Origin of the sequence: Psychromonas algicola (assembly GCF_004378355.1) — a bacterium.
Lineage (GTDB): Bacteria > Pseudomonadota > Gammaproteobacteria > Enterobacterales > Psychromonadaceae > Psychromonas.
On the sequence record NZ_SNUB01000009.1, the window covers coordinates 35,832 to 60,482 of the forward strand.

At 36.3% G+C, this 24,651-nt stretch carries 22 protein-coding genes; 7 read left to right on the forward strand and 15 right to left on the reverse strand.

The window, feature by feature from the left end:
- Nucleotides 1-207: 207 nt before the first annotated feature.
- The 3 genes from E2R67_RS06410 to E2R67_RS06420 form a co-directional block, all read right to left on the reverse strand.
- The gene (locus tag E2R67_RS06410; RefSeq protein ID WP_134290105.1) at nucleotides 208-1,653 is read right to left on the reverse strand and encodes a sigma-54-dependent transcriptional regulator; all 1,446 of its coding nucleotides are present in this window, start codon (nucleotides 1,651-1,653) and stop codon (nucleotides 208-210) included.
- Between the two features lies 1 nt (nucleotide 1,654).
- Nucleotides 1,655-2,767 (reverse strand): sensor histidine kinase, encoded by a 1,113-nt coding sequence (locus E2R67_RS06415; RefSeq protein WP_134290106.1) that lies wholly within the window; start codon nucleotides 2,765-2,767, stop codon nucleotides 1,655-1,657.
- A gap of 171 nt (nucleotides 2,768-2,938) precedes the next feature.
- Nucleotides 2,939-4,390, reverse strand: a complete 1,452-nt coding sequence (locus E2R67_RS06420) for a sigma-54 dependent transcriptional regulator (RefSeq protein WP_134290107.1) — start codon at nucleotides 4,388-4,390, stop codon at nucleotides 2,939-2,941.
- 339 nt (nucleotides 4,391-4,729) lie between these two features.
- Between E2R67_RS06420 and fliS the strand changes: the two genes are divergently transcribed.
- From fliS to pseI, 7 genes are read left to right on the forward strand one after another with little or no spacing between them, the layout of a single operon-like run.
- Complete coding sequence (gene fliS / locus E2R67_RS06425) at nucleotides 4,730-5,134, forward strand: flagellar export chaperone FliS (protein WP_243836969.1); 405 nt, start codon at nucleotides 4,730-4,732, stop codon at nucleotides 5,132-5,134.
- Nucleotides 5,135-5,157: 23 nt separating this feature from the next.
- Complete coding sequence (locus tag E2R67_RS06430; RefSeq protein ID WP_134290108.1) at nucleotides 5,158-5,457, forward strand: hypothetical protein; 300 nt, start codon at nucleotides 5,158-5,160, stop codon at nucleotides 5,455-5,457.
- Nucleotides 5,458-5,496: 39 nt separating this feature from the next.
- Nucleotides 5,497-6,498, forward strand: coding sequence for a UDP-N-acetylglucosamine 4,6-dehydratase (inverting) (gene pseB, locus E2R67_RS06435; protein ID WP_134290109.1), 1,002 nt, complete (start codon nucleotides 5,497-5,499; stop codon nucleotides 6,496-6,498).
- The gene (gene pseC / locus E2R67_RS06440) at nucleotides 6,495-7,652 is read left to right on the forward strand and encodes a UDP-4-amino-4,6-dideoxy-N-acetyl-beta-L-altrosamine transaminase (RefSeq protein WP_134290110.1); all 1,158 of its coding nucleotides are present in this window, start codon (nucleotides 6,495-6,497) and stop codon (nucleotides 7,650-7,652) included. Before pseB ends, pseC begins: the two co-directional genes overlap by 4 nt.
- Complete coding sequence (gene pseF / locus E2R67_RS06445) at nucleotides 7,649-8,329, forward strand: pseudaminic acid cytidylyltransferase (RefSeq protein ID WP_134290111.1); 681 nt, start codon at nucleotides 7,649-7,651, stop codon at nucleotides 8,327-8,329. The genes pseC and pseF overlap by 4 nt, the downstream gene beginning before the upstream one ends.
- Before the next feature lie 41 nt (nucleotides 8,330-8,370).
- Nucleotides 8,371-9,900 carry a UDP-2,4-diacetamido-2,4,6-trideoxy-beta-L-altropyranose hydrolase gene (gene pseG / locus E2R67_RS06450; RefSeq protein ID WP_134290112.1) on the forward strand — a complete coding sequence of 510 codons (1,530 nt, stop codon included), beginning with the start codon at nucleotides 8,371-8,373 and terminating at the stop codon, nucleotides 9,898-9,900.
- 15 nt (nucleotides 9,901-9,915) lie between these two features.
- Nucleotides 9,916-10,965 (forward strand): pseudaminic acid synthase, encoded by a 1,050-nt coding sequence (pseI, locus tag E2R67_RS06455; protein WP_134290113.1) that lies wholly within the window; start codon nucleotides 9,916-9,918, stop codon nucleotides 10,963-10,965.
- A 45-nt stretch (nucleotides 10,966-11,010) separates the two neighbouring features.
- Here the strand turns inward: pseI and E2R67_RS06460 are convergent, their stop codons facing one another.
- From E2R67_RS06460 to E2R67_RS06515, 12 genes are all read right to left on the reverse strand, one after another.
- Nucleotides 11,011-12,993, reverse strand: a complete 1,983-nt coding sequence (locus E2R67_RS06460; protein ID WP_166739330.1) for a motility associated factor glycosyltransferase family protein — start codon at nucleotides 12,991-12,993, stop codon at nucleotides 11,011-11,013.
- Nucleotides 12,994-13,099: 106 nt separating this feature from the next.
- Nucleotides 13,100-15,163: a flagellar filament capping protein FliD gene (gene fliD, locus E2R67_RS06465; protein WP_134290115.1), complete on the reverse strand. Its 2,064-nt coding sequence runs from the start codon at nucleotides 15,161-15,163 to the stop codon at nucleotides 13,100-13,102.
- 158 nt (nucleotides 15,164-15,321) lie between these two features.
- Nucleotides 15,322-15,690, reverse strand: a complete 369-nt coding sequence (locus tag E2R67_RS06470) for a flagellar protein FlaG (protein WP_134290116.1) — start codon at nucleotides 15,688-15,690, stop codon at nucleotides 15,322-15,324.
- An 87-nt stretch (nucleotides 15,691-15,777) separates the two neighbouring features.
- Nucleotides 15,778-17,487, reverse strand: a complete 1,710-nt coding sequence (locus E2R67_RS06475; RefSeq protein WP_134290117.1) for a flagellin N-terminal helical domain-containing protein — start codon at nucleotides 17,485-17,487, stop codon at nucleotides 15,778-15,780.
- Nucleotides 17,488-17,782: 295 nt separating this feature from the next.
- Complete coding sequence (locus E2R67_RS06480; RefSeq protein ID WP_134290118.1) at nucleotides 17,783-18,469, reverse strand: MaoC family dehydratase; 687 nt, start codon at nucleotides 18,467-18,469, stop codon at nucleotides 17,783-17,785.
- Between the two features lie 26 nt (nucleotides 18,470-18,495).
- Entirely contained in the window at nucleotides 18,496-19,197 is a 702-nt protein-coding gene (pyrF, locus tag E2R67_RS06485) for an orotidine-5'-phosphate decarboxylase (RefSeq protein ID WP_134290119.1), read from the reverse strand.
- Nucleotides 19,198-19,262: 65 nt separating this feature from the next.
- Nucleotides 19,263-20,435 (reverse strand): lipopolysaccharide assembly protein LapB, encoded by a 1,173-nt coding sequence (gene lapB, locus E2R67_RS06490; protein WP_134290120.1) that lies wholly within the window; start codon nucleotides 20,433-20,435, stop codon nucleotides 19,263-19,265.
- Nucleotides 20,435-20,728, reverse strand: a complete 294-nt coding sequence (locus tag E2R67_RS06495) for a LapA family protein (RefSeq protein ID WP_134290121.1) — start codon at nucleotides 20,726-20,728, stop codon at nucleotides 20,435-20,437. Before E2R67_RS06495 ends, lapB begins: the two co-directional genes overlap by 1 nt.
- A gap of 196 nt (nucleotides 20,729-20,924) precedes the next feature.
- The gene (ihfB, locus tag E2R67_RS06500) at nucleotides 20,925-21,212 is read right to left on the reverse strand and encodes an integration host factor subunit beta (RefSeq protein ID WP_134290122.1); all 288 of its coding nucleotides are present in this window, start codon (nucleotides 21,210-21,212) and stop codon (nucleotides 20,925-20,927) included.
- Nucleotides 21,213-21,293: 81 nt separating this feature from the next.
- Nucleotides 21,294-22,964 (reverse strand): 30S ribosomal protein S1, encoded by a 1,671-nt coding sequence (gene rpsA / locus E2R67_RS06505; RefSeq protein WP_134290123.1) that lies wholly within the window; start codon nucleotides 22,962-22,964, stop codon nucleotides 21,294-21,296.
- A 106-nt stretch (nucleotides 22,965-23,070) separates the two neighbouring features.
- Nucleotides 23,071-23,757, reverse strand: coding sequence for a (d)CMP kinase (gene cmk, locus E2R67_RS06510; RefSeq protein WP_134290124.1), 687 nt, complete (start codon nucleotides 23,755-23,757; stop codon nucleotides 23,071-23,073).
- Nucleotides 23,758-23,817: 60 nt separating this feature from the next.
- Nucleotides 23,818-24,597 (reverse strand): MlaA family lipoprotein, encoded by a 780-nt coding sequence (locus E2R67_RS06515; RefSeq protein ID WP_134290125.1) that lies wholly within the window; start codon nucleotides 24,595-24,597, stop codon nucleotides 23,818-23,820.
- Nucleotides 24,598-24,651: the final 54 nt, after the last annotated feature.

Consider the following 24,651-nt stretch of genomic DNA (forward strand, 5'->3'; position numbering starts at 1 on the left):
AGCACGGAAATTGTAGTGATAATAGTTATTACTTACAAGCTATAATTTATAATTAATACATCATTGTTATAACGTAAATTCATAAAATAACTTTTGGAAAATAGATAAAAAGGAAATGGAATTAAGCGTGAGCCAATCAAACTCACGCCGTAATATTAAATGTAGAGTAAGGTTTAAGTAAAGCTTATGCAATGCGAATAAATAAAACTAAGCAGGCAAAGCAATACCTTGATCTTTCATTCGCGCTATTTTGTAGCGTAAAGTACGAGGGCTAATACCTAATAACTCAGCGACATCTTTTCGCTTGCCACGACAAGTTTGTAGTGCCTCTAATATTATTTTTTGCTCTTGTTGTTTTAAGCCTTGCCCTAATGCTTCCGTTGTTGCGTCCGTTGCTTGAGCGTGCGTAACCCCATCAGTATCAGAATTTACATTGTTAACTTTTTCAAAAGTTTGTATTGTCTCAGGAACAACAGTTTCTTCACTAAGAACCTCTTCATCAGGAGCACTTAAAATATGCTCAAACTGTTGGTCTTCTAAAATTAATGCATCACAATCAATAACATCGCTATTAGATAAGATCAAAGCACGCTGCATTACATTATCAAGTTCACGTACATTGCCTGGCCATGCATACTGAGATAATCGTTGTTTTGCAGTCTCTGACAAACAAGGGATAGCAAGAGATTGCTCCGTTGCATGACGAGTCAACAAATGCTCAGCTAAAGGAATAATATCTCCTTGACGTTGTTGTAATGGTAACCACTGTAATGGAAATACATTTAATCGGTAATATAAATCTTCACGGAAAGTCCCTGCATCAACTGCTTTTTTCAAATCACGGTTACTGGTTGCTAATACTCGAATATTTAACTTAATGGTTTTACGAGAGCCTAAGCGTTCAACTTCTCTTTCTTGTAAAACACGCAATAATTTAACTTGTAACTCTAATGGCATCTCTGTGATTTCATCGAGCAAAATAGTGCCGTTTTGAGCTTGTTCGAACTTACCTGGACAAGCTTGCACAGCACCAGTAAATGCACCTTTTTCATAACCGAATAAAGTCGATTCCAACATGGTATCGGGAATAGCACCACAGTTAATCGCCACAAAAGCTTCATCTTTACGTGGTGATTTATCATGTAGATAGCGTGATAACACTTCTTTACCAGAACCACTTGGGCCAGAAATCATTACTGAAGCATCTGAAGCTGCAACTTTATCTGCCATTTTGAATAAAGCAGCAGTGCTTGCATCACCAAAAACAGGAGTACAAGAAGCGACTTTATGCACTGGCGCATAACGACTAACTTGGTTTAATAAGACCTCTGGAGAAAAAGGTTTAGCTAAATAATCAATAGCGCCATCTTGAATCGCTTTTACAGCATCATCAATAGTGGCATAAGCTGTCATTAATAAAACAGGCGTTTCAGGGTGTTTATCTTTAATATTCTGCAATAACGTTAGGCCAGTCATGCCCCCCATTTGAATATCACTGATCACTAAATCAAATGTTGATTTGTTAAGCGCGATTAACGCAGCTTCACCACTGTCTACTTCTTGACAGTCATAGCCCGCTAATAACAATGTATCAATCAAGGCTTCACGTAAACCTGCATCATCTTCAACAACTAATAATTTACCTTGTGACATATTAAGCTCCTATTACTTGTGCTTGACTTAAGTCGTCATTTTCTTGACTCAATTCACCAACACGATGTAGCGGTAAAACTAATGTGAAACAACTTCCTTTACCCACTTCAGACTTAACTTCAACAGTCCCACTATGTGCTTGAGCAACACTTTGTACAACTGCAAGTCCTAGACCCGTTCCTTGTGATTTGGTGGTATAAAAAGCTTCCATTACTTTAGCTAAGCGTTGCTTATCAATACCAGGTCCGTTGTCCATCACAGAGATTTCAATTTGATCTGGTAAACGCTGTACCGCGCTAATCAATAATTGAGCGCCCTTTCCTGTTGCTTCAATGGCATTGGAAATAAGATTGGTCATGGCACTGGTTAATGCATTTTTGTTAGCCATGATAAATAAATCGGGATCAGGTAATCGACAATATAATTGCCCTTCAACTTGTATCATCATGGCATCACTTGCCTCTTCGACTTCTTCTAATAGTGTTGCAACAGAAACTTCTTCTACTATTTTTTGTTCGCCACTTCTCGCAAACAACAACATGTCATTAACTTGAGTTTCTAGATCTTGCAAACGGTTCATCAATTTCCCTTGAAAGCGAGAGCGAGAACTTTCATGTAATGTCTTATTTGCTAGATTAGCACCGTAAAGCATAGCGGCAGATAAAGGAGTGCGGATTTGGTGAGCCAATGAAGCCACCATTTTTCCAAGTGAAGATAAACGTTTTAACTTAGCGACATTTTCTTGTAGCTGGCGAGTATGGGTTAAATCAGTTAATAGGATTAACTGGCCAGGCTGCCCCTCTAAAGAAGAAATAGATAATTGAATACGACGACCATTCTTTAAAGATATCTCATGGCCATCATCATTTTTAGGGGCAAATGAACGTTTAATAACATCACTCCAACGCATTTCTTCTAATGGTTCACCCAAAAGTTGAACTGCAACGCGATTTGCCTGCGCAACCATACCATTACCATCAATGACAATCAGTCCTGAAGGTAATTCTTTATATAACTGATCCATATAGTTTGCTTGAGAGCGAAGTTGTTGAAGCTCTCCTGCATAACTTTCAGTTTCTAATGGAGTATTGTTAATTGGTTGATTCGTTGTCATAGCAACACCTAAAAATTAATATAGATATCACTAACCAAGCATCTACTATGCCAAAACAAAAAAACCATTACATTACAACAAGATAAAAACAAATCGCCATAAAAATGGCACCCCAAAAACAAAAAAACCGCACATGAATTTGTGCGGTGTAAAGGTTAGAATAAATAATAATTAACCGTCTTTATTCAATCCATATTTTTTCATTTTTTCGACCAGAGTAGTACGACGCATCGATAATAATTCAGCGGCATGTGATACCACACCATCTTGCGAGTCGATAGCTTGACGGATCATTTCAATTTCAAACTCAACCATTTTATCTTTTAAATTCATTCCTTCAGCAGGCAAATGCCCTAAGAATCCAACCGATTCTTCTTGAATTTCACTTTCATCAGATAAAACAGGTGCATCACCAAACATACCAGATAAAGCATCACGCTCCATCATCGCTTCTTCTTCTGGGTTATACTGAATATGCTCTACAGCTTCGCCCTGATCATCCAAATAACGATATTTGATAGGCAGTTCAGCAACATCAATGATTTTATTACTGTGTAAAATAAGTAAACGCTCTAATAAGTTAGAAAGTTCTCGTACATTACCAGGCCAATCATGCTGCATTAAGGAATCTAAAGCGCGTTGAGTAAAGCGCAAAGTTGCTTTATGTTCACCTTCCAATCGAGACAGTAGTTCTTGTAATAAAAGAGGAATATCTTCTTGTCGTTCACGTAGCGCAGGTTTTTCAATTGGGAATACGTTTAATCGATAAAACAGATCTTCGCGGAAATGGCCTTCTTCAATCATACTTTCTAAATGGCGATGCGTAGCCGCGACAATACGCACATCGGCTTGCAGTGCTTTAGTGCCACCGACACGCTCAAAGGTTCTCTCTTGTAAGACACGTAATAACTTAACTTGCATTGGCATTGGCATATCACCAATTTCATCTAAAAATAGAGTGCCGCCAGCTGCTAATTCAAAGCGTCCTTTACGTGTAGCAAAAGCCCCTGTAAAGGCACCTTTTTCATGCCCAAATAATTCACTTTCCAATAATTCAGCAGGAATAGCGCCACAGTTCACTGGCACAAAAGGACCTTTATTTCGAGAAGAAACTTCATGGATAGATCTAGCGACGACTTCTTTACCCGTACCTGACTCACCAAGAATTAATACATTCGCATTACTGTCTGCCACTTGTTCAATAAGATAGCGAATTTCTTGAATACGAGAGCCTTTCCCCACAAGTGAAGAAATTAAAAATTTATTCACTTTACTTAATTTATGCGCAGGGTTTAAGAATGCTTGGCAAATATGCAATAACTGAGTCAATTCGGAATAAACAATAGGGAAATTAAGTACGCCGATATGGTTACTATCAACACAAGCAACTTCGCCAGACAAACTGATAAAAGCAGTTTTAGGAAAGTGCTTAAGTCCTTCATCGAAATTATTATTTTCACTACCTGAAATAACACAAAGAGGATTTAACTCGTTTACTTTATCTTGAAGATTTTCAATCTTAACAATTAGATAGCTTTCGCCTATAAAATGCAAAACCGTTTGTAATACTTCTGTTTCTTGCGCCGTGGTACAGACTAAATAGATAGGTGGACGTTGTTGCATATATTAGACACTCATAAAATAAAACTAAACTAAGAGTATATTAGATCAGATTTTTTGTAATTGCATTCCCAAAAACGTCAAAAACATGACAATGACCAAAATATGACGCATATTCATAGGTTAACATGAAGATAAACAGCAAGATAAACAACAATCGCTAGATCTTACTTGCATTAAAACAAGCTTGGTATGTATATTGCTCATATAATCTTTATATTACTATTATTAATGTATTTCAAACCGAGCTAGCAATTATATTGGTACTTGAATGATAAACTTAATAATTAACCTAAAATAATTGAAATTAGATCCAGCAAAAAATTAGTTAAAGGAAATTTAATGAATATGGTTCGCTCATCAATCAGAAAATATCAAAACACAAGTTTGTCTCAAGTTGAGAATGCTGATCCACATACGCTTATTTCGTTAATTATGCAGCATATTTTAGGCAATTTAGCCGCCGCTAAAGGCGCAATTGAAAGAAAAGATATCGAAGTTAGAAATAAAACACTCAATAAAGTGATTGGGTTAATAGGTGAACTGCAAGATAGTTTAGATATGGAAAAAGGTGGAGAACTATCTTCTAACCTTTATGATTTATATGCTTATATGATCTCGCAAGTGAGTAAATCAAACATGAAAAATATTACCGAGCCTTTAACTGAGGTGGCCTCTTTAATCACTGAAATAAAAGCAGGCTGGGATGGTATTCCTGAAGATATTCGTCAGCAATATAATAGATAAAAGTATCGATATCAGAGACTTAAATGAATAACATCAAAGCAAAACTTGAACAAATCTTTGAGTTTGAAAAAGAACTGAATATCTTACTTGATGAAGAAGACTATGAATCTTTCAAACAACAACAAGATCTTTTTGCCGCCCAATTAAAAGATTTTTTAAAGAAATATTCACAAGCAGAGTTGAATGAAGAAATAACACAACTTAAACGACTCGACGATTTAGTAGAAAAATTACGAGAACGCGCGGACATTGATGCTAAAAAATTAAAAGCACAGTCATTAAAGATGCAACGCAACAAAAGCAAAATCAACGCATACAAATAAACGATATATTATGAATGCTTAGCAAAATAAAAGGTCATTATGTTTAATAATCAAACTATATTAATAACAGGTGGCACTGGATCTTTTGGCAAAAAGTATGTCAAAACATTACTTGAACGCTACAATCCTAAAAAGATCATTATCTTCTCGCGTGATGAACTGAAACAGTTTGAAATGCAGCAGGAATTTAATGCCCCTTGTATGCGTTATTTTATTGGTGATGTACGCGATAAAGAACGCTTAACACAAGCGATGCGCTCAGTAGATTACGTTATTCATGCAGCCGCATTAAAACAAGTTCCCGCTGCAGAATACAACCCTACTGAATGTATAAAAACCAATATTAATGGTGCTGAAAATGTTATCCATGCCGCATTAGCTAATGATGTTAAAAAAGTCATTGCATTATCGACGGACAAAGCCGCTAACCCAATTAACCTTTATGGAGCGACAAAACTTGCCTCGGATAAGTTATTTGTTGCCGCTAATAATATGTCAGGTGGCCATCAAACGCTTTTTTCTGTTGTGCGATACGGGAACGTAGTCGGCTCTCGTGGCAGCGTGGTACCTTTCTTTAACAAACTCATCAAAGAAGGTGCGACTGAAATACCAGTTACCCATGAAAATATGACACGCTTTTGGATCACCTTACAAGATGGCGTTGATTTTGTATTAAAAAACTTTTCTCGCATGCTAGGCGGCGAAATATTCGTTCCTAAAATACCTTCAATGCGAATTATGGACTTAGCAAAAGCCATGGCGCCAGATCTTAAAGTTAATATTGTTGGCATTCGACCAGGTGAAAAATTACATGAAGTGATGTGCCCTGCCGACGATTCTTATCATACTTATGAATATCATGACCATTTTATTATCGCACCAGCCATTAAATTTTTCAGTCGTAGTAATGATTTCACAGCTAATAACCTTCGAGAAGAAGGCACGCTTGTTGAACACGGGTATGAATACAATTCACAAACTAATACTCATTTTTTAAGCCCAAATGAACTATTAAAACTTAATGAGTTAGCAGAAGAATGATCCCCTACGGTAGACAGGATATTAACCAGCAAGATATTGATGCGGTTATCGATATTTTAAAATCTGACTACCTCACACAGGGACCACAGGTTCCCCTTTTTGAAAAAACGATTAATGAAATAGTTAATGTAGATCATAGCATTGCAGTGAATTCAGCGACTTCTGCATTGCATATTGCTTGCCTCGCTTTAGGCGCCGGCAAAGGTGATATTGTGTGGACAAGCCCAATTACTTTTGTAGCAAGTGCAAATTGTGCTTTATATTGTGGAGCTGATATTGACTTTGTTGATATCGATCCTGCAACTTATAATTTATCTACGATTGCACTAGAGAAAAAATTAAAACAAGCGGCAGAAAAAAACAAACTTCCTAAAGTTGTTATTCCTGTTCATTTAGCAGGGCAATCCTGTGATATGTTGAAAATCCACCAGCTTAGTCTTCAATATGGGTTTAAAATCATTGAAGATGCCTCTCATGCAATTGGCGCAACTTACCAAGGTGATTTCATTGGTGGTTGCAAGTTTAGTGATATAACAGTGTTTAGCTTTCATCCTGTCAAAATAGTGACAACGGCAGAAGGAGGCATAGCGACAACCAATTGCCCTAAACTTGCCCAAAACATGCAATCTTTGCGCTCCCATGGCATTACTCGAGATCCAAATTTAATGACAGAAGAGTCTCATGGCGAATGGTATTACCAACAACTTGAATTAGGCTTTAATTACCGAATGAGTGAATTACATGCCGCGCTAGGAATAAGCCAATTAAAGCGTTTGCATGAGTTTGTTGGACATAGAGCGACAAAAGCAGCTATATATGATGAAAAACTGGCTAAGCTTCCATTAACGCTCCCTTATCAATCAGATGCAACACAATCCTCATGGCATCTTTATATTATCCGTTTACAACTTGATAAAATAAGTAAAACACACCAAACCGTTTTTAATGCATTACGAGACGCAGGAATATTAGTAAACCTTCATTATATCCCAGTTCATTTACAGCCTTATTATCAAAAACTAGGATTCAAAGCGGGTGATTTCCCTGTTGCAGAAGAGTATTACAAAGAAGCAATTAGCATCCCACTATTTGCTCAACTTTCTGAAGCTGATCAACATCATATCATCCAAACATTAGAACAGATTTTATTATGAATATAGCCATTATTCCTGCTCGAGGAGGCAGTAAACGCATTCCAAGAAAAAACATCAAACCTTTTCATGGTAAGCCAATTATTGCCTATTCTATTGAAGCGGCAAAAAGATCTAACTGTTTTGATAAAATCATTGTTTCGACCGATGATCAAGAGATTGCAGATATTGCCATAAAGTATGGCGCTGAAGTACCGTTTATTCGTCCTTTAGAGATTGCAGATGATCACTCAACCACAACAGCAGTAATTCAACATGCCCTTACATGGTGTGAATCAGCACAATGGCAAATAGATAATGTCTGTTGCATTTATCCAACGGCTCCTTTTCTTTTATCTGAAGATATCCAACAAGGGTTGGAAAAACTATCCCAACCAGATGTTGAATACGCATTTAGTGCAACCGCTTTTTCATTTCCCATTCAACGTGCAATTGCATTAAGTGAAGAAGGTTCCGTCAGTATGTTTTCACCAGAGCATGCGAATACACGCTCTCAAGATTTACAACAAGGCTATCATGATGCGGGTCAATTCTACTGGGGAAAAAAGTCCGCGTTTTTATTAGGTAAAGCTATTTTTGCAACACATTCAAAGGCGATAATATTACCTAGAAAAAGAGTCCAGGATATTGATACTTTTGAAGACTGGGAATTTGCTGAACATTTATTTAGTTTGTTATAAATACAGCGTGACAAAAGCATAGATACGGATACCGTGAAAATATGAATATTGTTATTCGCACAGACTCATCCCTACACATTGGCAGTGGCCATATCATGCGATGTCTTGTACTTGCAGAAAAACTAAAAGCACAAGGCCATCAAGTTAGTTTTGCTTCCCGTTCTCAACAAGGTGATTTAATTGAGTTTGTTGAAAAAAAAGGATTCCATGTTTACCTCTTAAATAAACCTAAGCAATGGAAAAAACCCAAAAACAGTAGTGATTACGCAGCTTGGCTACAAGTTAGTTGGCAGGATGATGCACAGAGTTTTATTCAACAAATAGAAGATGTAGATTTAATCATTGTCGATCATTATGGTATCAATGCACAGTGGGAAGGGTTTATTAAAAGCCATTTTTCCTGTCAGATTTTTGTAATCGATGATCTCGTTCGCCAACATCAAGCAGAGATCATTTTAGATCAAACTCTAGCACGCACCTCCCAAGAGTATAAAAAATTAAATCCTAATAGCCTTGTGTTAACAGGCTCAGACTTTGCATTGATCACTCCGAAGTTTGTTGAACTTCGCAATAAAATATTACAATCAAAAATAAATACGACTCCGCCCACCGTTTTACTCAGCATGGGAGGTGTTGATCAACCCAATGCAACATTAAAAGTATTAGAAGCTCTATCGAAGCTAAAAAACAAACCCAAAGTGACCGTTTTATTAAGCCCAAGAGCACCACATTACAAACTCGTTAGCGAATATTACCAACAACATATAGACTGGATCCAACATATTAACTTTGTTGAGGATATGGCTGAATTAATGTCTAAACATAGCTTTGCAATAGGTGCCCCCGGCACCACTTCATGGGAAAGAGCTTGCTTAGGCATTCCAAGTATCATTATTCCTTTAGCTGATAATCAAAAAACAACCTGTGAACAACTCACTAAAGCAGGAGCGGCCATTAAAGTTGAACTCGCAGAAATTAAAACGCTTTTAGTCGTTGCTTATCAAACTATGCACGAACAATGGCAAAGCATGCATTTGAAAAATTTGGCTATCTGTGATGGTTTAGGTTTACAGCGTGTAGTGCACAGCATTAATGACTTTGAAACAAAAAAAAATAATGCAGTGATATTAAGAGCGGCAAATAATTCAGATATAAAACAAGTTTATGATTGGCAATTGTTACCTCAAACTCGACAATATGCATTGATAAAATCGATTCCAACTTGGTGCGAACATCAACAATGGATGAAAGCCAAACTCGAAGATAAAGCTCATTTCTTTTATATGATTAAATCATTATTAACAGAAGCTGATATAGGCGTTTTGCGTTTAGATAAACAGTCAGATGAAAATAAAGCTAATCGTTATACTCTTTCAATTTTTCTAGATCCACTTTATATGGGCAAAGGTTTTGCTAAAGAAGCGCTTAATTACATTGATACCTTACACCCAAGACTATCCATTGAAGCTAAGGTATTAGAAGAAAATAAAGCCTCACAAGCCCTATTTTCATCAGCAAACTATACAAGAGTCTCACCGACTCTGTTTATTCGTCAGCCTTCTATCGATTAACTTTAAAGGAAGAATATGAAACCATTTGTCACTATTGATAATCGAAAAATTGGATCTGATTATCCTCCCTATATTATTGCCGAGCTTTCTGCTAACCATAATGGTGATATCAAGCGAGCTTATCAAATTATGGAAGCGGCCAAGCAAGCAGGAGCAGATGCCGTTAAGCTGCAAACCTACACGCATGAAACCATTACAATGGATTGTGACTCGGAAGAGTTTCAAATTCATGGCGGCTTATGGGATGGTCAGACTCTTTATCAACTCTACAAAGGTGCGCATATGCCATGGGATTGGCACCAACCTTTATTTGCTAAAGCGAAAGAACTAGGCATCACTATTTTTAGCTCCCCTTTTGATTCAACGGCAGTTGATTTATTAGAAGCTCTAGAAGCACCCGCTTACAAAATTGCTTCCTTTGAACTGGTTGACCTGCCACTTATCAAACGAGTAGCGCAAACAGGTAAACCTATGATCATGTCAACAGGTATGGCGAACCAACAAGAAATCCAAGAAGCCGTTGACTGCGCTCGTAAGAATGGTTGTAAAGAGTTGATTGTTTTGCATTGTGTCAGTGGCTACCCTGCTCCTGCAGAACAATATAATTTACGTACTATCGCAGATATTTCAGATCGCTATCAAGTGTTAGCAGGCTTATCAGACCATACCATTGATAATGCGACAGCCATCGCTTCTGTTGCTTTAGGCGCTTGTTTAATTGAAAAACATGTCACGTTAAATCGCTCTGGTGGTGGCCCTGATGATAGCTTTTCATTAGAGCCTAAAGAGTTAACTCAACTATGTAAAGATAGTAAAACAGCTTGGTTAGCATTAGGCAATGTAAACTATGAACAAACAGAAGCCGAGAAAGGGAATGTTAAATTTCGCCGTTCGCTTTATGTTATAAAAGAGATAAAACAAGGTGAAAAACTAACTAAGGACAATATTAGAAGCATCAGACCAGGGTTTGGACTTGCTCCAAAATGTTATGAGTCAGTATTAAATAAAACGGCAAAATACAATATAAAATCAGGCACAGCTTTAAAAGAAGATATGTTTGAATAAATAGGCTGATGAGTAATCTGAATACTCATCGGCCAATCCTAGTTATTAAGCTCTTGCATCCTTATCAAAGTGTTCACTTAGATCATTAAACAAAAATAATAAATGCTCTTTCATTTCATGAATACAAAATGCAATGTAAGCTTCTTGTGCAACTTGATCTCGATAACGTGAAACATTATCCATAATAGAGGCTTGCAAATAATTTAATGAGCCACTAAATATTTTATGGAATAATTTTCTACTTCTATCCCCTTCGAAATCATTAACGAATTTATATTGTAGAGAAAATATTTCTGTTAATTGGTTCTTATTAACAACTTCGTTTAAGCTATCGCAAATAGCAGAAATATAAGCTTGAAACTCAGGAAGCACCGCTTTAAATTCAGCAGATAAATCGTGCGAGATAACATAATCATCATTAAAACTATTAGTTAAGTATTGCTCAACGACTTTTTGTTTATTCTTAATCTCTTTCAGTTTAGGAAGATGAAAATGATCAGAGTAACTTGCATGCTCTATTTTTGCTCCATCACTAATATTGATGCAGTCTACCTGTTTATTCGCCCCTAATAACATTTCTAATACGCCACGTGAAAAATCAAAGATATGGGTAGTATTAATATAACCACCTTTATTATCAGCAACTTTTAATTCACTGTGTAACTGAAACGATTTAACATCATCATATGCACTACCTTTAGCATGATGCTCTTCTTTAGATTTAAACCCATAGTCTAATCCAAACAGATAGAGTTTTTTAAAGCCCATTGCAACTGCACTCGCAGTAGAGGCATTAGTCACAGTAGGATTACAGAAAAAAAGCTCATGGTATTTATCAGATACGTATTCATTAATAAAGGTTGTTCCTGCATCACCAGACTTCATCACAACATAAGGTTGTTTAAATAGCGATAAAATACCAGGGTAAACAGTATTAAGGCAAAGCAAAGGGATTTGTTTAAGTAGATCATCATGTCCTACTTTTTTTACCCACTGATAAATATATTTAGGCCTTTCTTGTTCAACATGTAAATCAGGAATGATTCCATTATCTAATAAAGGTTTTAGTGAAGTACCCGATGAAATGATGATGGCATTGTTTTGATTCTGTTTAATATATTTCATATTCTCAGTCAGTGATGGACCATTTCCAATCACAAAAACGGGATATGATTCATTTTGTTTAACGCCATCCAAAAGAATATGAGCTTTGTTTTTAGAGATGTTAGTCAGAGTATGAGAAATACCAATTATTTCATCTTCACAAAATCCCCACCCTGATTTATAGCGGTAAGCGAGTTCATTGATTCTTTTAAAGGCACCAGACGTTGTATCACTCATATAATGGCGGTATAAATACATCTGCACTAAATTAAAGAAGCCTTCACGTTTAAAGTAAGCATATATTTCATTCACAAACTCTTCTTCCGTTCCGCCAATTTTAAGCGTTAATTCACCGCCTAATCGCTGACATGCTTCAAACCATTCGCCCAGGTCAATATTATGTAAGGTAGCAAAAAACACATCTGGCTCAGGTTCATAAATAAATAACGATCGGATTGAATATTGATCTAATAATTCATTAATATGATGCCCTAATCCACTTCCAACGAATGCGATAAAGTTTATTTGATCGCCGGGTCTTAATGAATAAGCGCTATTACCATTTAAGTCTTCTTTTCTTTTATTAAATAGGGTGCTAATAACTTTTTCATGCTGATAAGTAGATTTTTCTTCATCTACAGGTTCAATTTCGAAATCAAGGCTTGGTGGATTCTGTAAAAAAGCGTTCACTTGCTGATGAGATATAGCTTTGGGATCTTCAGGATATAAGAAGGCATTATTAACAGCAAGATTAATAAAGCCATTATCATCGAGGGCGAGTTGAATATTAGTAGAAGTATAACCTTGATAGTATTGATAAATAGTAGGCATATTTTGCTTTAAAAAAGCCATATTTTTCAAAAAAGTTACATGCAGTAATTGCGTTTGTATTTTAAGTTGCAAGGGATCTAATTGAATGGCCATTGTCATACCTAGTTGTTATTTTAAATATAAAGAGAATAAGATAACGCACTATAAAAATAATAGCCAAATAGAATACTATTTAAATAAGAGCCTAGAGCATAAAATGCTAATTATTTGTGTAACCAGGGAGGTTATCCAGCGTTGCTGTCATATAAGCTTTTAGATTATCTAATCCGGATACTGCACCATCCATTGCATTAAACTGTTTATACAAACGCGCTTCTAGCTTTTCCATTCTATAGTTTAACGTTTCTTCTTGCTTACTCACTTTTTGTATCTGCTTAAATAATGAATCAACTTTACCATCTATAGTGGTATTACTGACACTAACGTCACCAGCAGCAGAACTAATATTGAAGTCAATAATTCCATCAAGAGTATTGTTAAGCATTGCGCCCATTCCTTCAGAATGAGAAATAGTTCCGCGAGGACCTAATTCTCCCCCTTTGACCTCTGCAACAATTCCTTGAGAAGGACCTTCTATTGAACGTAATAATTGACCATCACCTGCAGCTTCTTTTCCATCAATAAACCCTTCTGCATCTTCTCCATTTACACCACCGGCAACAGATAAGCCTAGATACCTTGTGAAAAATGCCGAATCTTCGATTTCATTAATCGCGACAGTAGAAACGGTACCATAACGCTTAGAAGCAATATTAATCGCACCGTCTTCTTCATACACATTAACTCCTAAACCTTTTTCAGAAAAGGTATTATCTGAATTTATCTGGGATTGTAACTCATCAACCAAATCAGTCATGGTTTGATAAGTTTTTGGAGTAAGTTCAATATCATTAGATAAGAAACCATCTAACCGAACTTTAAAAGAATTATTATCAGAATCGAGAGTAATAGGTAAAGATTTTAAATTAAATATTTCACCTGTTAATTTACCTTGTGTTGCAAATTTATTAACCTCGACATCATAGCTACCAGGGCGGGTAAAGTAGCCTTTACTTTCAAAGTTAATCAATGGGTCGCTAGCACCACCTGAAGCGGTAAAGAAATCAGCGATACTCTCCATATCGGTATCCATGACTTGATTCATTTTATTCTCATCAAGGGTTAAAGTACCATCTCGATTCGTTAACATACCCAAGTCAGCAAAACTTTTTACAGCTCCGTCAATATGAGTCATCGATGTATTTAATACTGTTCGCATTTGAGTTTTTATATTACGTACCGTAGAGTCTCCATTTAAAACACCATCCTCGCCGCCTTCACCCGCAAACGCAGTTAATTCATTCATTTCAGAAATAGTATTATTATAGTTTTCAACGAAGGCTTTAATTTGATCCGATACAATAGTAGTATCTTTAACAATTGTTAAAGATACTTTTTCACCTACTTTTGATTCTGTTCCGATATTTAACGTAACACCTTCAATAACACTGGTTATATTATTTGTTGGTCTTTTTATCTGGATCCCATCTACAACGATTTTAGCATCCTGTGCCGTTTCAGTTTTTTCCATATGCTTAACATCAGCGGAATAAGTTAAAGAAGATAAACCAGAGGCATCTTGATTATTACCATCACTATCTACTACTGTTAATTGCATTGCATTGGCTTCACCGGTGTTTTTATTAGTTAAAACCAACCTATAATTATCACCATCGTTAACAACAGACGCAGAAACACTATAATTCCCTTCATTGATTGAATCACGCAATTTACCAAGAGAATTATTGGAAGCATCAATGGTTAATGTTTCAACTTCCTGATTTGGATTAACTGAAAAAGTGCCATCTTCTTCATATGTACCATAGGCAAAAGAGATTTCACCCATACCGACTTCAGAAGTTGCTTTTTCATATGAATGTGAAGAAGGAGATACAATACTTTGGGCTTTAGCTTTTTGTTTAACTTCAAAGTCCCAGCTGCCAGTTTCCGCGCCTACGCCAAGTGTTACGTCAAGAACGGAGCTGTCACTGCTTGAAGCACTAGCAGCTGAGAATGTGGATTTACGAGAAAGTGCTGAATAGGAATCTTTAAAAGCATCAAGGTTATTATTTAACACTCCATAGGCTGAAATTGCAGATGTGGCTTTCTCTTTTTCAGAAACCATAGTCGCTAAAGCGGGTTCTTTTTCAGCTCCTACAATAGCACCGACCATTTTTTTTATATCAAGCCCTGTACCAAGACCTGTCGATGTAATTCCAGCCATTTTAGCTCCTTAACTATCTTAACTTACTTTTAAAGAAAAGCAAAAATCAAGCCAAAAGATAAAAAAGTATTAAGATATAAAATTAATAACTTAATATTTTTTTATCTCTAATTATTTTTATCTCTAATGAAAAGTTTAAGATAAATAATTGATCACACTTAAACCTTAGCATCGAATAGAACACCTACAAGGTAATCCATTTTTTTCCGTATAACCAAAAGCTCTTCTGAAGGAATTTGTCTAATAACTTCATCATTTTCAGAATCCTTGATAATAATAATGCTATCACCAGAATCTTTATCAACACTGAATGATAAGTTTCTATTCATATTTTTTAAGAAGTCATTAACTTCAGTAACAGCTTCAGAAACTTCTTGCGTATAAGCAGGGGTTTGAGGTTGAGCTTTTAATTGCGCTTTCTCTTCTTGCTCAGCAGCTAATTTTACTTGCTCTGTTTTTTTTGTAGGGCTATCGGCTCCAACACCAACAAAACCTGATGAATAAATATCAACATTAAATTCTGACATAGTAACCACCTTTTCATTCTGTTTAATAGCAAAAAAGCCCCCTATTGCTAGGGAGCTATAAATCAACTAGTTAGCTTCCCTACTTGTTTAACCAAGTAGTGAAAGTATACTTTGCTTCGACGCATTTGCTTGTGAAAGCATTGAAGTACCAGCTTGCCCTAAGATTTGTGCTTTACTCATCTTAGATGTTTCAGCCGCAAAGTCAGCATCTTGAATACGAGAGTTAGATGCAGATAAGTTTTGCGATACATTTTCTAAGTTAGAAATAGTAGAGCCTAAACGGTTTTGCGTTGCACCTAAATTAGCTCGAGCAGAACTGATTTGCTGCAAAGCATCATCAACTAAACCTAATGTAGCAGTTGCACCAGACATTGTGGATACATTAACACCTAATGAATCGATAACTTTACCACCCATTTCATTAGTTATACCTAACTTGCTTAATGCAGCAACTTGAGCATCTTGACCATCAGCGCCAGAAAGTATTTCTACTGCGCTTCCATCGTTAGTAGTTAATGTCATACCACTACCTTGAACAGTAGCAATAACACCAGATTTTTCAGTCAATGAATTTACAGCAGCAACAACATCATCAATTGATGTAGCATTACTTGCAACTAGTTTAACACCATTGATTGTAACTTCATCATTAGAAACTACGCCGCCAGGTGTTGTTGCAGTTTCACCAGTACTGATTGTACTTGCGCCATTTGACACTAAGAAACCTAATGAAGCAGTTGCAGTTCCAAGCGTTGGCGTATTAGTTACAGATGAGCCATCACTGATACTAATTGCAGTACCGTCTGAACTTGTTAATGAAATATAACCTTTGTTATTAGCAGCAGTTAAACCAGAACCTGCAACATTACCTGAAATATCGATGTCTTCACCAGTATCATTAGTTAAAACGACACCACCTTTATTATCAAGTGAAGCTTTTACACCTTCAACATCACGGTTAATCGTATCAACTAGGTTGCTCATTGAAGAAGTTGCACCTAATTCTACTGCTGGTGTATTACCAATCTTAATTTCTAAACCAGATGTAATACCTGTTGCAGCTTTACCGTTTTCAAACGCAGAACCTTGAACCACGTTATATGCATCTGCTGTTACGCCACTTTGTGCCGTTTTATCATTAATAGCATTTGCATTAGCTCGTGCAGTATTACCTAGAATCTCTGTTGCAGCAGATAATATAACGCCATTAATTTGAACTGAAGACTCAGTAAGATTAGCAGTAACACGGCCACCGTTTAAGTCACCTTTATTAAGGTCACCATTTAACTCTAAATCGTTCGTTGTTACAGAATCGATTGAGAAAGTTAATGATTGCCCTGCATTCGCACCAATTTGTAAAGTTGTTGAACCACCAGAGCCATTCAACATTTTAGTACCGTTGTATTCCGTTGTTTCAGCAATACGATCAAGCTCTGAATGTAATTGTGAAACCTCAGATTGAATCGCTTTACGGTTAGAGTCAGAGTTTGTATCATTTGCAGATTGCACTGCTAATTCACGCATACGTTGTAGGATGTTAGTCATACCATCCATTGCACCTTCAGCTGTTTGCGCCATTGATACACCATCGTTCGCGTTACGAACGGCCATATTAATACCTTTGATTTGCGATTGCATACCTGTAGATATTGCAAGACCTGCGGCATCATCTTTTGCACTATTGATACGTAAACCAGAAGATAAACGTTCCATTGCTTCGTTAGATGCTGCTTGTGTTTTGCTTAATTGACGTTGTGCATTAAGCGACGATATATTCGTGTTTACTACTGATGCCATGATGAGCTCCTTGGTTTATATCTATTTTTAAATTAGGTTAATTATTCATGTATTATTTGTATCGACCGCTTAAAAAATAACTTTAATCTTTTTTAAGATTTTATTTTTCTATCTTAACGGTTCATTTTCAAAACAGTCGATGTTCAGACTTAATAACTTTATCGGCACATCAAATTATTTCTTTAGTAAATTTATGTAAAAAAGATCAATTAAATTAAAATTAATAAAAAAGGCGTTAGATCTTTAGATCCAACGCCTTTATTAAAAATAAAAATGAAACTTTAACTAGCTGAAATTAAAAGTAAACCCTCACAACAGAAACAGCTACGCAACCAGGTCGGCGTGTACCTTTAATTTCAATAGAAATTTCTTTCTCTATTTCTAAACCTCGTTTAATAGGTGAAACTTTAATTAAGCGACTATGTGCTCTTATCACACTACCTGTTTTAACAGGGTATGGAAAACGCACTTGGTTAAGACCATAATTCACTGTCATTTTAGCGCTTGGATAAGCAGGCTCATCAGCATCAACGCTATCAGTTAAGCGAGGAAGTAAGGATAAAGTTAGAAAGCCATGTGCTATCGTAGTTTTAAAAGGAGACTCTTTTTCAGCTCTTTCTACATCATTATGTAACCATTGATGATCTTCTGTTACATATGCAAATTGATCCACACGATCCTGTGTAATTTTCAACCAGTCACCCACATGTACTTCTTGACCAATTTGAGCTTGTAACGTTAAAAATGTTTCTCTTGCTTCAGAAGAAACTTGAATTGGTTTCTGTGCAACTTTAATGGATTTACCGTTCTCTAGAACCGAGTATTCTTTAATCCAACCTAATAGTTGCGCTCTATTATTATGCGCCTTCTTAATAAATAATGAATAATAGTCGCGAATAGCCGGTGACATCCATTTTTTAAAGTCGAAAGTAAACTTCTGTATAAAGTCAGCTTTATACTTATTAATATTAATTTTTTTCATAGCAAGGAGTTATCCTTTAATACATCTTAGCTTAATGATGCATTAACCTCTTTTAAAACATTGACAGGGTCTTGTGCTTGAGTAATAGGACGGCCAATGACTAAATAATCAGAACCACTCTCAATTGCTTCTTTTGGTGTTTTAATACGGCGTTGATCGCCGGCTTCTGAACCAACAGGACGAATTCCTGGTGTTATAAGCTTAAATGAATCACCTAATAGCGTTTTAAGCTCTTCTGCTTCATGAGATGAACAAACAACACCATCTAAACCCGATAATTGAGTTAACTTAGCTAAGCGTTTAACTTGTTCTGCTGGGGTTAAATTAATCCCTAGCTCATTCAGGTCTTCCTGATCCATACTTGTTAATACAGTTACAGCGATTAATAAAGGCGCTTTATCACCATAGGGCATTAATATAGCTTTAGCTGCTTCCATCATACGTCGTCCACCACTTGCATGAACATTAACCATCCAGACACCAAGATCTGCGGCAGCTTTGACAGCTTTCGCGACAGTATTAGGGATATCATGAAATTTAAGATCTAAAAATACATCAAAATCTTTACTAACGACTTCTTTTACAAATTCAGGGCCGAAATGAGTAAACATCTCTTTACCTATTTTTAGGCGGCAAGTTGCAGGATCTAATTGTTTTATAAAAGCTAATGCTTGTTCTTTATTATCATAATCTAATGCAATAATGACTTTGGGATCTAACTGATTCATTTTTTATCCTAATATTTTATGTCTTTCATAACTTGTAATGCGAACAAATGCCTTAACAGGAAAAGTTATTCTCCATCTAAACCACGAATAGGTTTAATACGTCCCCAACTTTTACATGACGGGCATTGCCAAAAAAGTTTCTTAGTTGAATACCCACATTTTTTACAACGATAGCCAGGTCTAAATTTAATTTGTTCACTTACTAATTTTTGTAAAAACAGTAAACTATCTTTTTCACTATCAGATTTAGCTAACTGTAAATGATAAGTCATTAAATGATTAAACCCTTTCATTGTCGGGTTACGTCTTAATTCTTGTAATATAAAAGCTTGTGCTTTTTCAACGCTATTAAATTTAGCAATTAACTTTGATAATAAAATAACTGAGCTGGCGCCACCGCCCCAGCTAACAACGCGAAACAAAAACTTCATTAACTTCTTTTCAGTACCAAGTTTCTTATGAAGGTTATGCAATTTATCTAAAATCACTTCAGTGAAATCAATATCTAATTCAGGCACACTTTCAAGTATCTCTAACGCTTTTTCGAATTGTTCTTCTTGATCGTAATAGTCAGCAATAGCTAAGCAAGCACGGATACATTCAGGATAAGTTTTTAACGCTTTTTGATATAACTTGATAGCTTGTTTTTTCTGCCCTTGCTTAGAAAGTTGATCCGCTAAGCTACAGTATAAATAAGATAAGGTTCTAGGTTTTGCATATTCTTTACCTAATTTACTTAGCTGCTCAGTACAAGATATTGCTTCTTTCCAATCTTTTAATTGCTGATAAATAAGCAATAAATTTTCTAAAGCAACTTGTCTATATTCTGGAGATTCTTTTAATTGAGTAAAGGTTTCTTCACTGCGATCAAATAAGCCAGCCTGATAAAAATCTTTACCTAATTGGAACATAGCTAAATCGCGTTGCTCGAGAGTTAACGATGGACGAGCAATCAAATTTTGATGGATGCGTATAGCACGCTCTACTTCGCCATTTTGGCGGAATAAATTCCCTAAAGCTAAATGAGTTTCAATGGTTTCATCATCAACATCTAACAATGCAATAAAGTGATCAACCGCTTTATCAGGCTGTTCATTAAGCAGGAAGTTTAAACCTTTAACGTAATCACGTGTAAGTTGGTTCCCTTTTTTCTGGTTTTTTTGGTGTACGCTGCGCACACCCATATACCAACCATAAAAGGCAGCGATGGGGAGGAATAAGAAGAATATCTCTTGCACTAAGAATTAATCTTTTCAGTATTAGCACGTAAGTCTTCAATAACTTTGTGCTGTTTAACATTAATTTTTCGTAAACGGCGGTTTTTCATTTTCAACGCGATATAGAAATAACTAAAAAAGAATGTCGCAACAGAAAACCCCATTGCAAAAATAATGGCTAAAAGCGTTGATAAACGCAATTCATTTTGAGCAACAAGAAAGTGTAAAGTAACTAACTGTTGATTCTTTAACCCCAAGATCACAGCAACAACAAAAAATAAGACTGTGATTAATATAGTGAGAAAACGTTTCATACTGATACCCACACAAATATAATAATAGATGAGTGTATTATAAATCATTCAGGGAATAAATCATTGATATGAATCGATTAAGATAATTGACTCATAAATAGGAAAAATAACGACAATAAACAAAAAGTTATTAGTAATTACAGGTGTTAATAAATAATAGATAAAAAAAATGGTGCTTTTCAGCACCATTTTTTATTTAGGCATTAATTGCATTAACACGTTCTCTCAATGCCTTACCAGGCTTAAAATGAGGAACGTACTTTCCACCTAATTCAACCTTATCACCTGTTTTAGGATTACGGCCGATACGTGGAGCACGGTAATGTAAAGAAAAACTACCAAAACCTCTAACTTCAATTCTTTCACCAGAGGCGAGAGAATTAGTCATCAGTGTTAATGTTTCTTTTACACTATCTTCAACTTCCTTTACAGAAAGTTGAAAGTGCTTGCTGGTTAGCCTTTCTATTAAATCAGACTTAGTCATAACTTACCTCGTATTATGTGAATACAATTAAAACGACACCAGTTAATGCTTTTAAAAGTGGCTGTTACCAGCCACCTTTAATTATTTGCCTTTAGCAGCGTTAAATGCGTCAAGCATTGCATTACCCATGCTTGCTTCATCTTGTTGTTTCAAGCTATCGATAGCATCTTTCTCATCTGCTTCATCTTTCGCTTTGATTGATAAGCTGATTACGCGGTTTTTACGATCAACACCAACGTATTTAGCTTCAACAGATTCACCAGCTTTTAACACTGTAGATGCGTCTTCGATACGGTCACGTGAGATATCTGCAACACGGATGTAACCTTCAACACCTTCAGTAAGAAGAACTGTAGCACCTTTAGCATCAACTTCAGAAATAGTACCTGTAACAATAGTACCTTTTTTGAATTCTGCTAAGTAATTATTGAACGGGTCAGCAGCAATTTGCTTAATACCTAGAGAGATACGTTCACGCTCTGGGTCAACTTGTAATACAACAGCTTCGATTTCGTCGCCTTTTTTGTAGTCAAGTACTGCTTTCTCGCCTTCAACTTCCCAACTAATGTCAGAAAGGTGAACTAGACCGTCGATGTTACCGTCAAGACCGATGAAGATACCGAAGTCAGTGATAGATTTAATCTTACCAGAAACTTTTTGACCTTTATCGTGTGTTGAAGAGAACTCTTCCCACGGGTTAGCTTTACATTGTTTAAGACCTAGAGAAATACGACGACGTTCTTCATCGATATCTAGAACCATAACTTCAGCCATATCACCTAAGTTAACAACTTTAGATGGGTGGATGTTTTTGTTAGTCCAATCCATTTCAGAAACGTGAACAAGACCTTCAACGCCTTCTTCAATTTCTACGAAACAACCGTAATCAGTTAAGTTTGTCACTTTACCAGTTAGACGAGTTGATTCTGGGTAACGCTTAGCGATAGCAACCCATGGATCTTCACCTAATTGCTTAAGACCTAGAGAAACACGAGTGCGCTCACGGTCAAACTTAAGGATTTTAACGTTGATTTCTTCACCAACAGTTACGATTTCGCTTGGGTGCTTAACACGTTTCCAAGCCATATCTGTAATATGTAATAGGCCGTCTACACCACCTAAGTCTACGAAAGCACCGTAGTCAGTAAGGTTTTTAACGATACCTTTAACTTCTTGACCTTCTTGAAGGTTCTCAAGAAGTTCATCACGTTCAACACTGTTTTCAGTTTCGATAACAGCACGACGAGATACAACAACGTTGTTGCGTTTTTGGTCTAACTTGATCACTTTGAATTCAATATCTTTGTTTTCAAGGTGAGCAGTGTCACGTACTGGACGTACGTCAACTAATGAACCAGGAAGGAAAGCACGGATACCGTTTAATTCAACAGTGAAACCACCTTTAACTTTACCGTTAATAACACCGATAACTGTTTCTTGGTCTTCGTACGCTTTCTCTAATTGGATCCAAGCTTCATGACGTTTAGCTTTTTCGCGAGAAAGTTTAGTTTCACCGAAACCGTCTTCTACAGCGTCTAGAGCTACATCACAAACATCGCCAACTTCAACTTCAATTTCGCCAGCAGCGTTCTTGAATTCTTCAACTGGGATAGCAGCTTCAGATTTAAGACCTGCATCAACGAATACTAAGTTGTTGCTAATGCGTACGATTGTACCTTTAACAATTGTACCTGGGCGAGTTTCTACTTGTTGAAGAGATTCTTCAAATAGTTCAGCAAAAGATTCCATCATCTATTTATTCACACTTATTTTATACAACCACATACAATCCATTCGTACGGGAGGCAAGAAAGATTACCGCTTCATCCATAAAGCAGTTTTTAGTAAAACAGTTGAATCATTCAACTGTAATTTTTAATTTAAGTTCAACTAAAGCTAATACTTTCGATACAACTTCATCAATTGTTAATGTCGTAGAATCAATCACAATCGCATCATCTGCGGGACGTAAAGGAGCAACAGCTCGGTTACGATCTCGGAAATCACGCTCTTTAATCTCGCTCAAAATTTGCGCGATATTAACATTAAAGCCCTTCTCTTGCAACTGATTAAAACGGCGTTCAGCTCGCTCTTCGGCACTTGCATCTAAGAATACTTTAACGGCGGCATCTGGAAATACAACGGTTCCCATATCACGTCCATCAGCAATCAATCCTGGCGCTTGTAAAAATGCTTTTTGACGTGCTAATAAAGCAGTTCTAACATCTTGAATCGAAGCAACTTCAGAGGCCGCTTGCCCTACGACTTCAGTACGCAGTTTATCGCCTATATTTTCGCCAGATAATAAAGTATCGACACCATTTCCATTAGAAACAAAAGACACATCTAATGATAACGCTAATTCAGATAAAGCTTTCGCATCAGTCAATGAAACCTTATTCTGCAATGCTGCATAAGCAAGAATTCGGTATAAAGCGCCACTGTCTAATAAATGCCATTGCAACTTTTTTGCAAGTATGTGACAAACAGTACCTTTACCAGATCCACTCGGACCATCGATGGTAATTAAATTTAAAACTGACATATCAACCCCAAACCTATAATTGGATTATTGATGATAAATTTTATCACCATGTTAAATTCCTTAATCAATTTCATCTAAGAAATCACTAAGGTCTTGCTCTGTGTTTTGCTGCTCGTTAGTTTGTGGCGTTTCAGCGGCAGGAATAAGGCCATTATTGCCCCCATTTTCTCTAAATAATTCATTTTGTATGTAGGCCTCTTTAACAAAAGTATAAGAGTCTAATGACTGGTCAATTAAAATTTCTTGCCCTAAGAAGCTATCGCGTACATTGATACCATTCACTCCCCAAACCACACTGGATTGCCAAAGATTTAGGTAACTACTTGGAAAGTAGAGACTATCCACAACATCACCTACTAAATTACGAGTACTGCGAGGTCCAAGAGCCGGTACCATTAGATATGGCCCATGAGGCACAGACCAAGTACCTAAAACATTACCAAAGCTTTCACTACGTCTTTCTACGCCGCCTAACTTGGCAATATCAAATAAGCCTAATAAGCCGAAAGTAGAATTAAAACCAAAACGAAACAAAGAATCTGTGGCACCTTTAAATTCTAACTGTAGTAAATTATTAACAAAATTAACGGGCTCATCTAAGTTAAGCGCAGCATTATATAGCGCTTCACGACCAACCTTAGGTACCCATTCAACGAAAGTTTCTGTTACAGGCCTATAAATATGAGCGTCTAAGACATAATAGTTAAAATCCCACACCCAACGATTAATTGGTTCAATAGGATCGCTCATATAAATGTCATTATCCCCTTTCATAGTCTGAGAATAACTCGCAGTACTAACGAATAAGAAAATGAATAAAATGGCAAAACGTTTGATCATATCAAATCACCTAAATAATACGCTATATAAAAGCAAAGATAATGGTTCATCTAA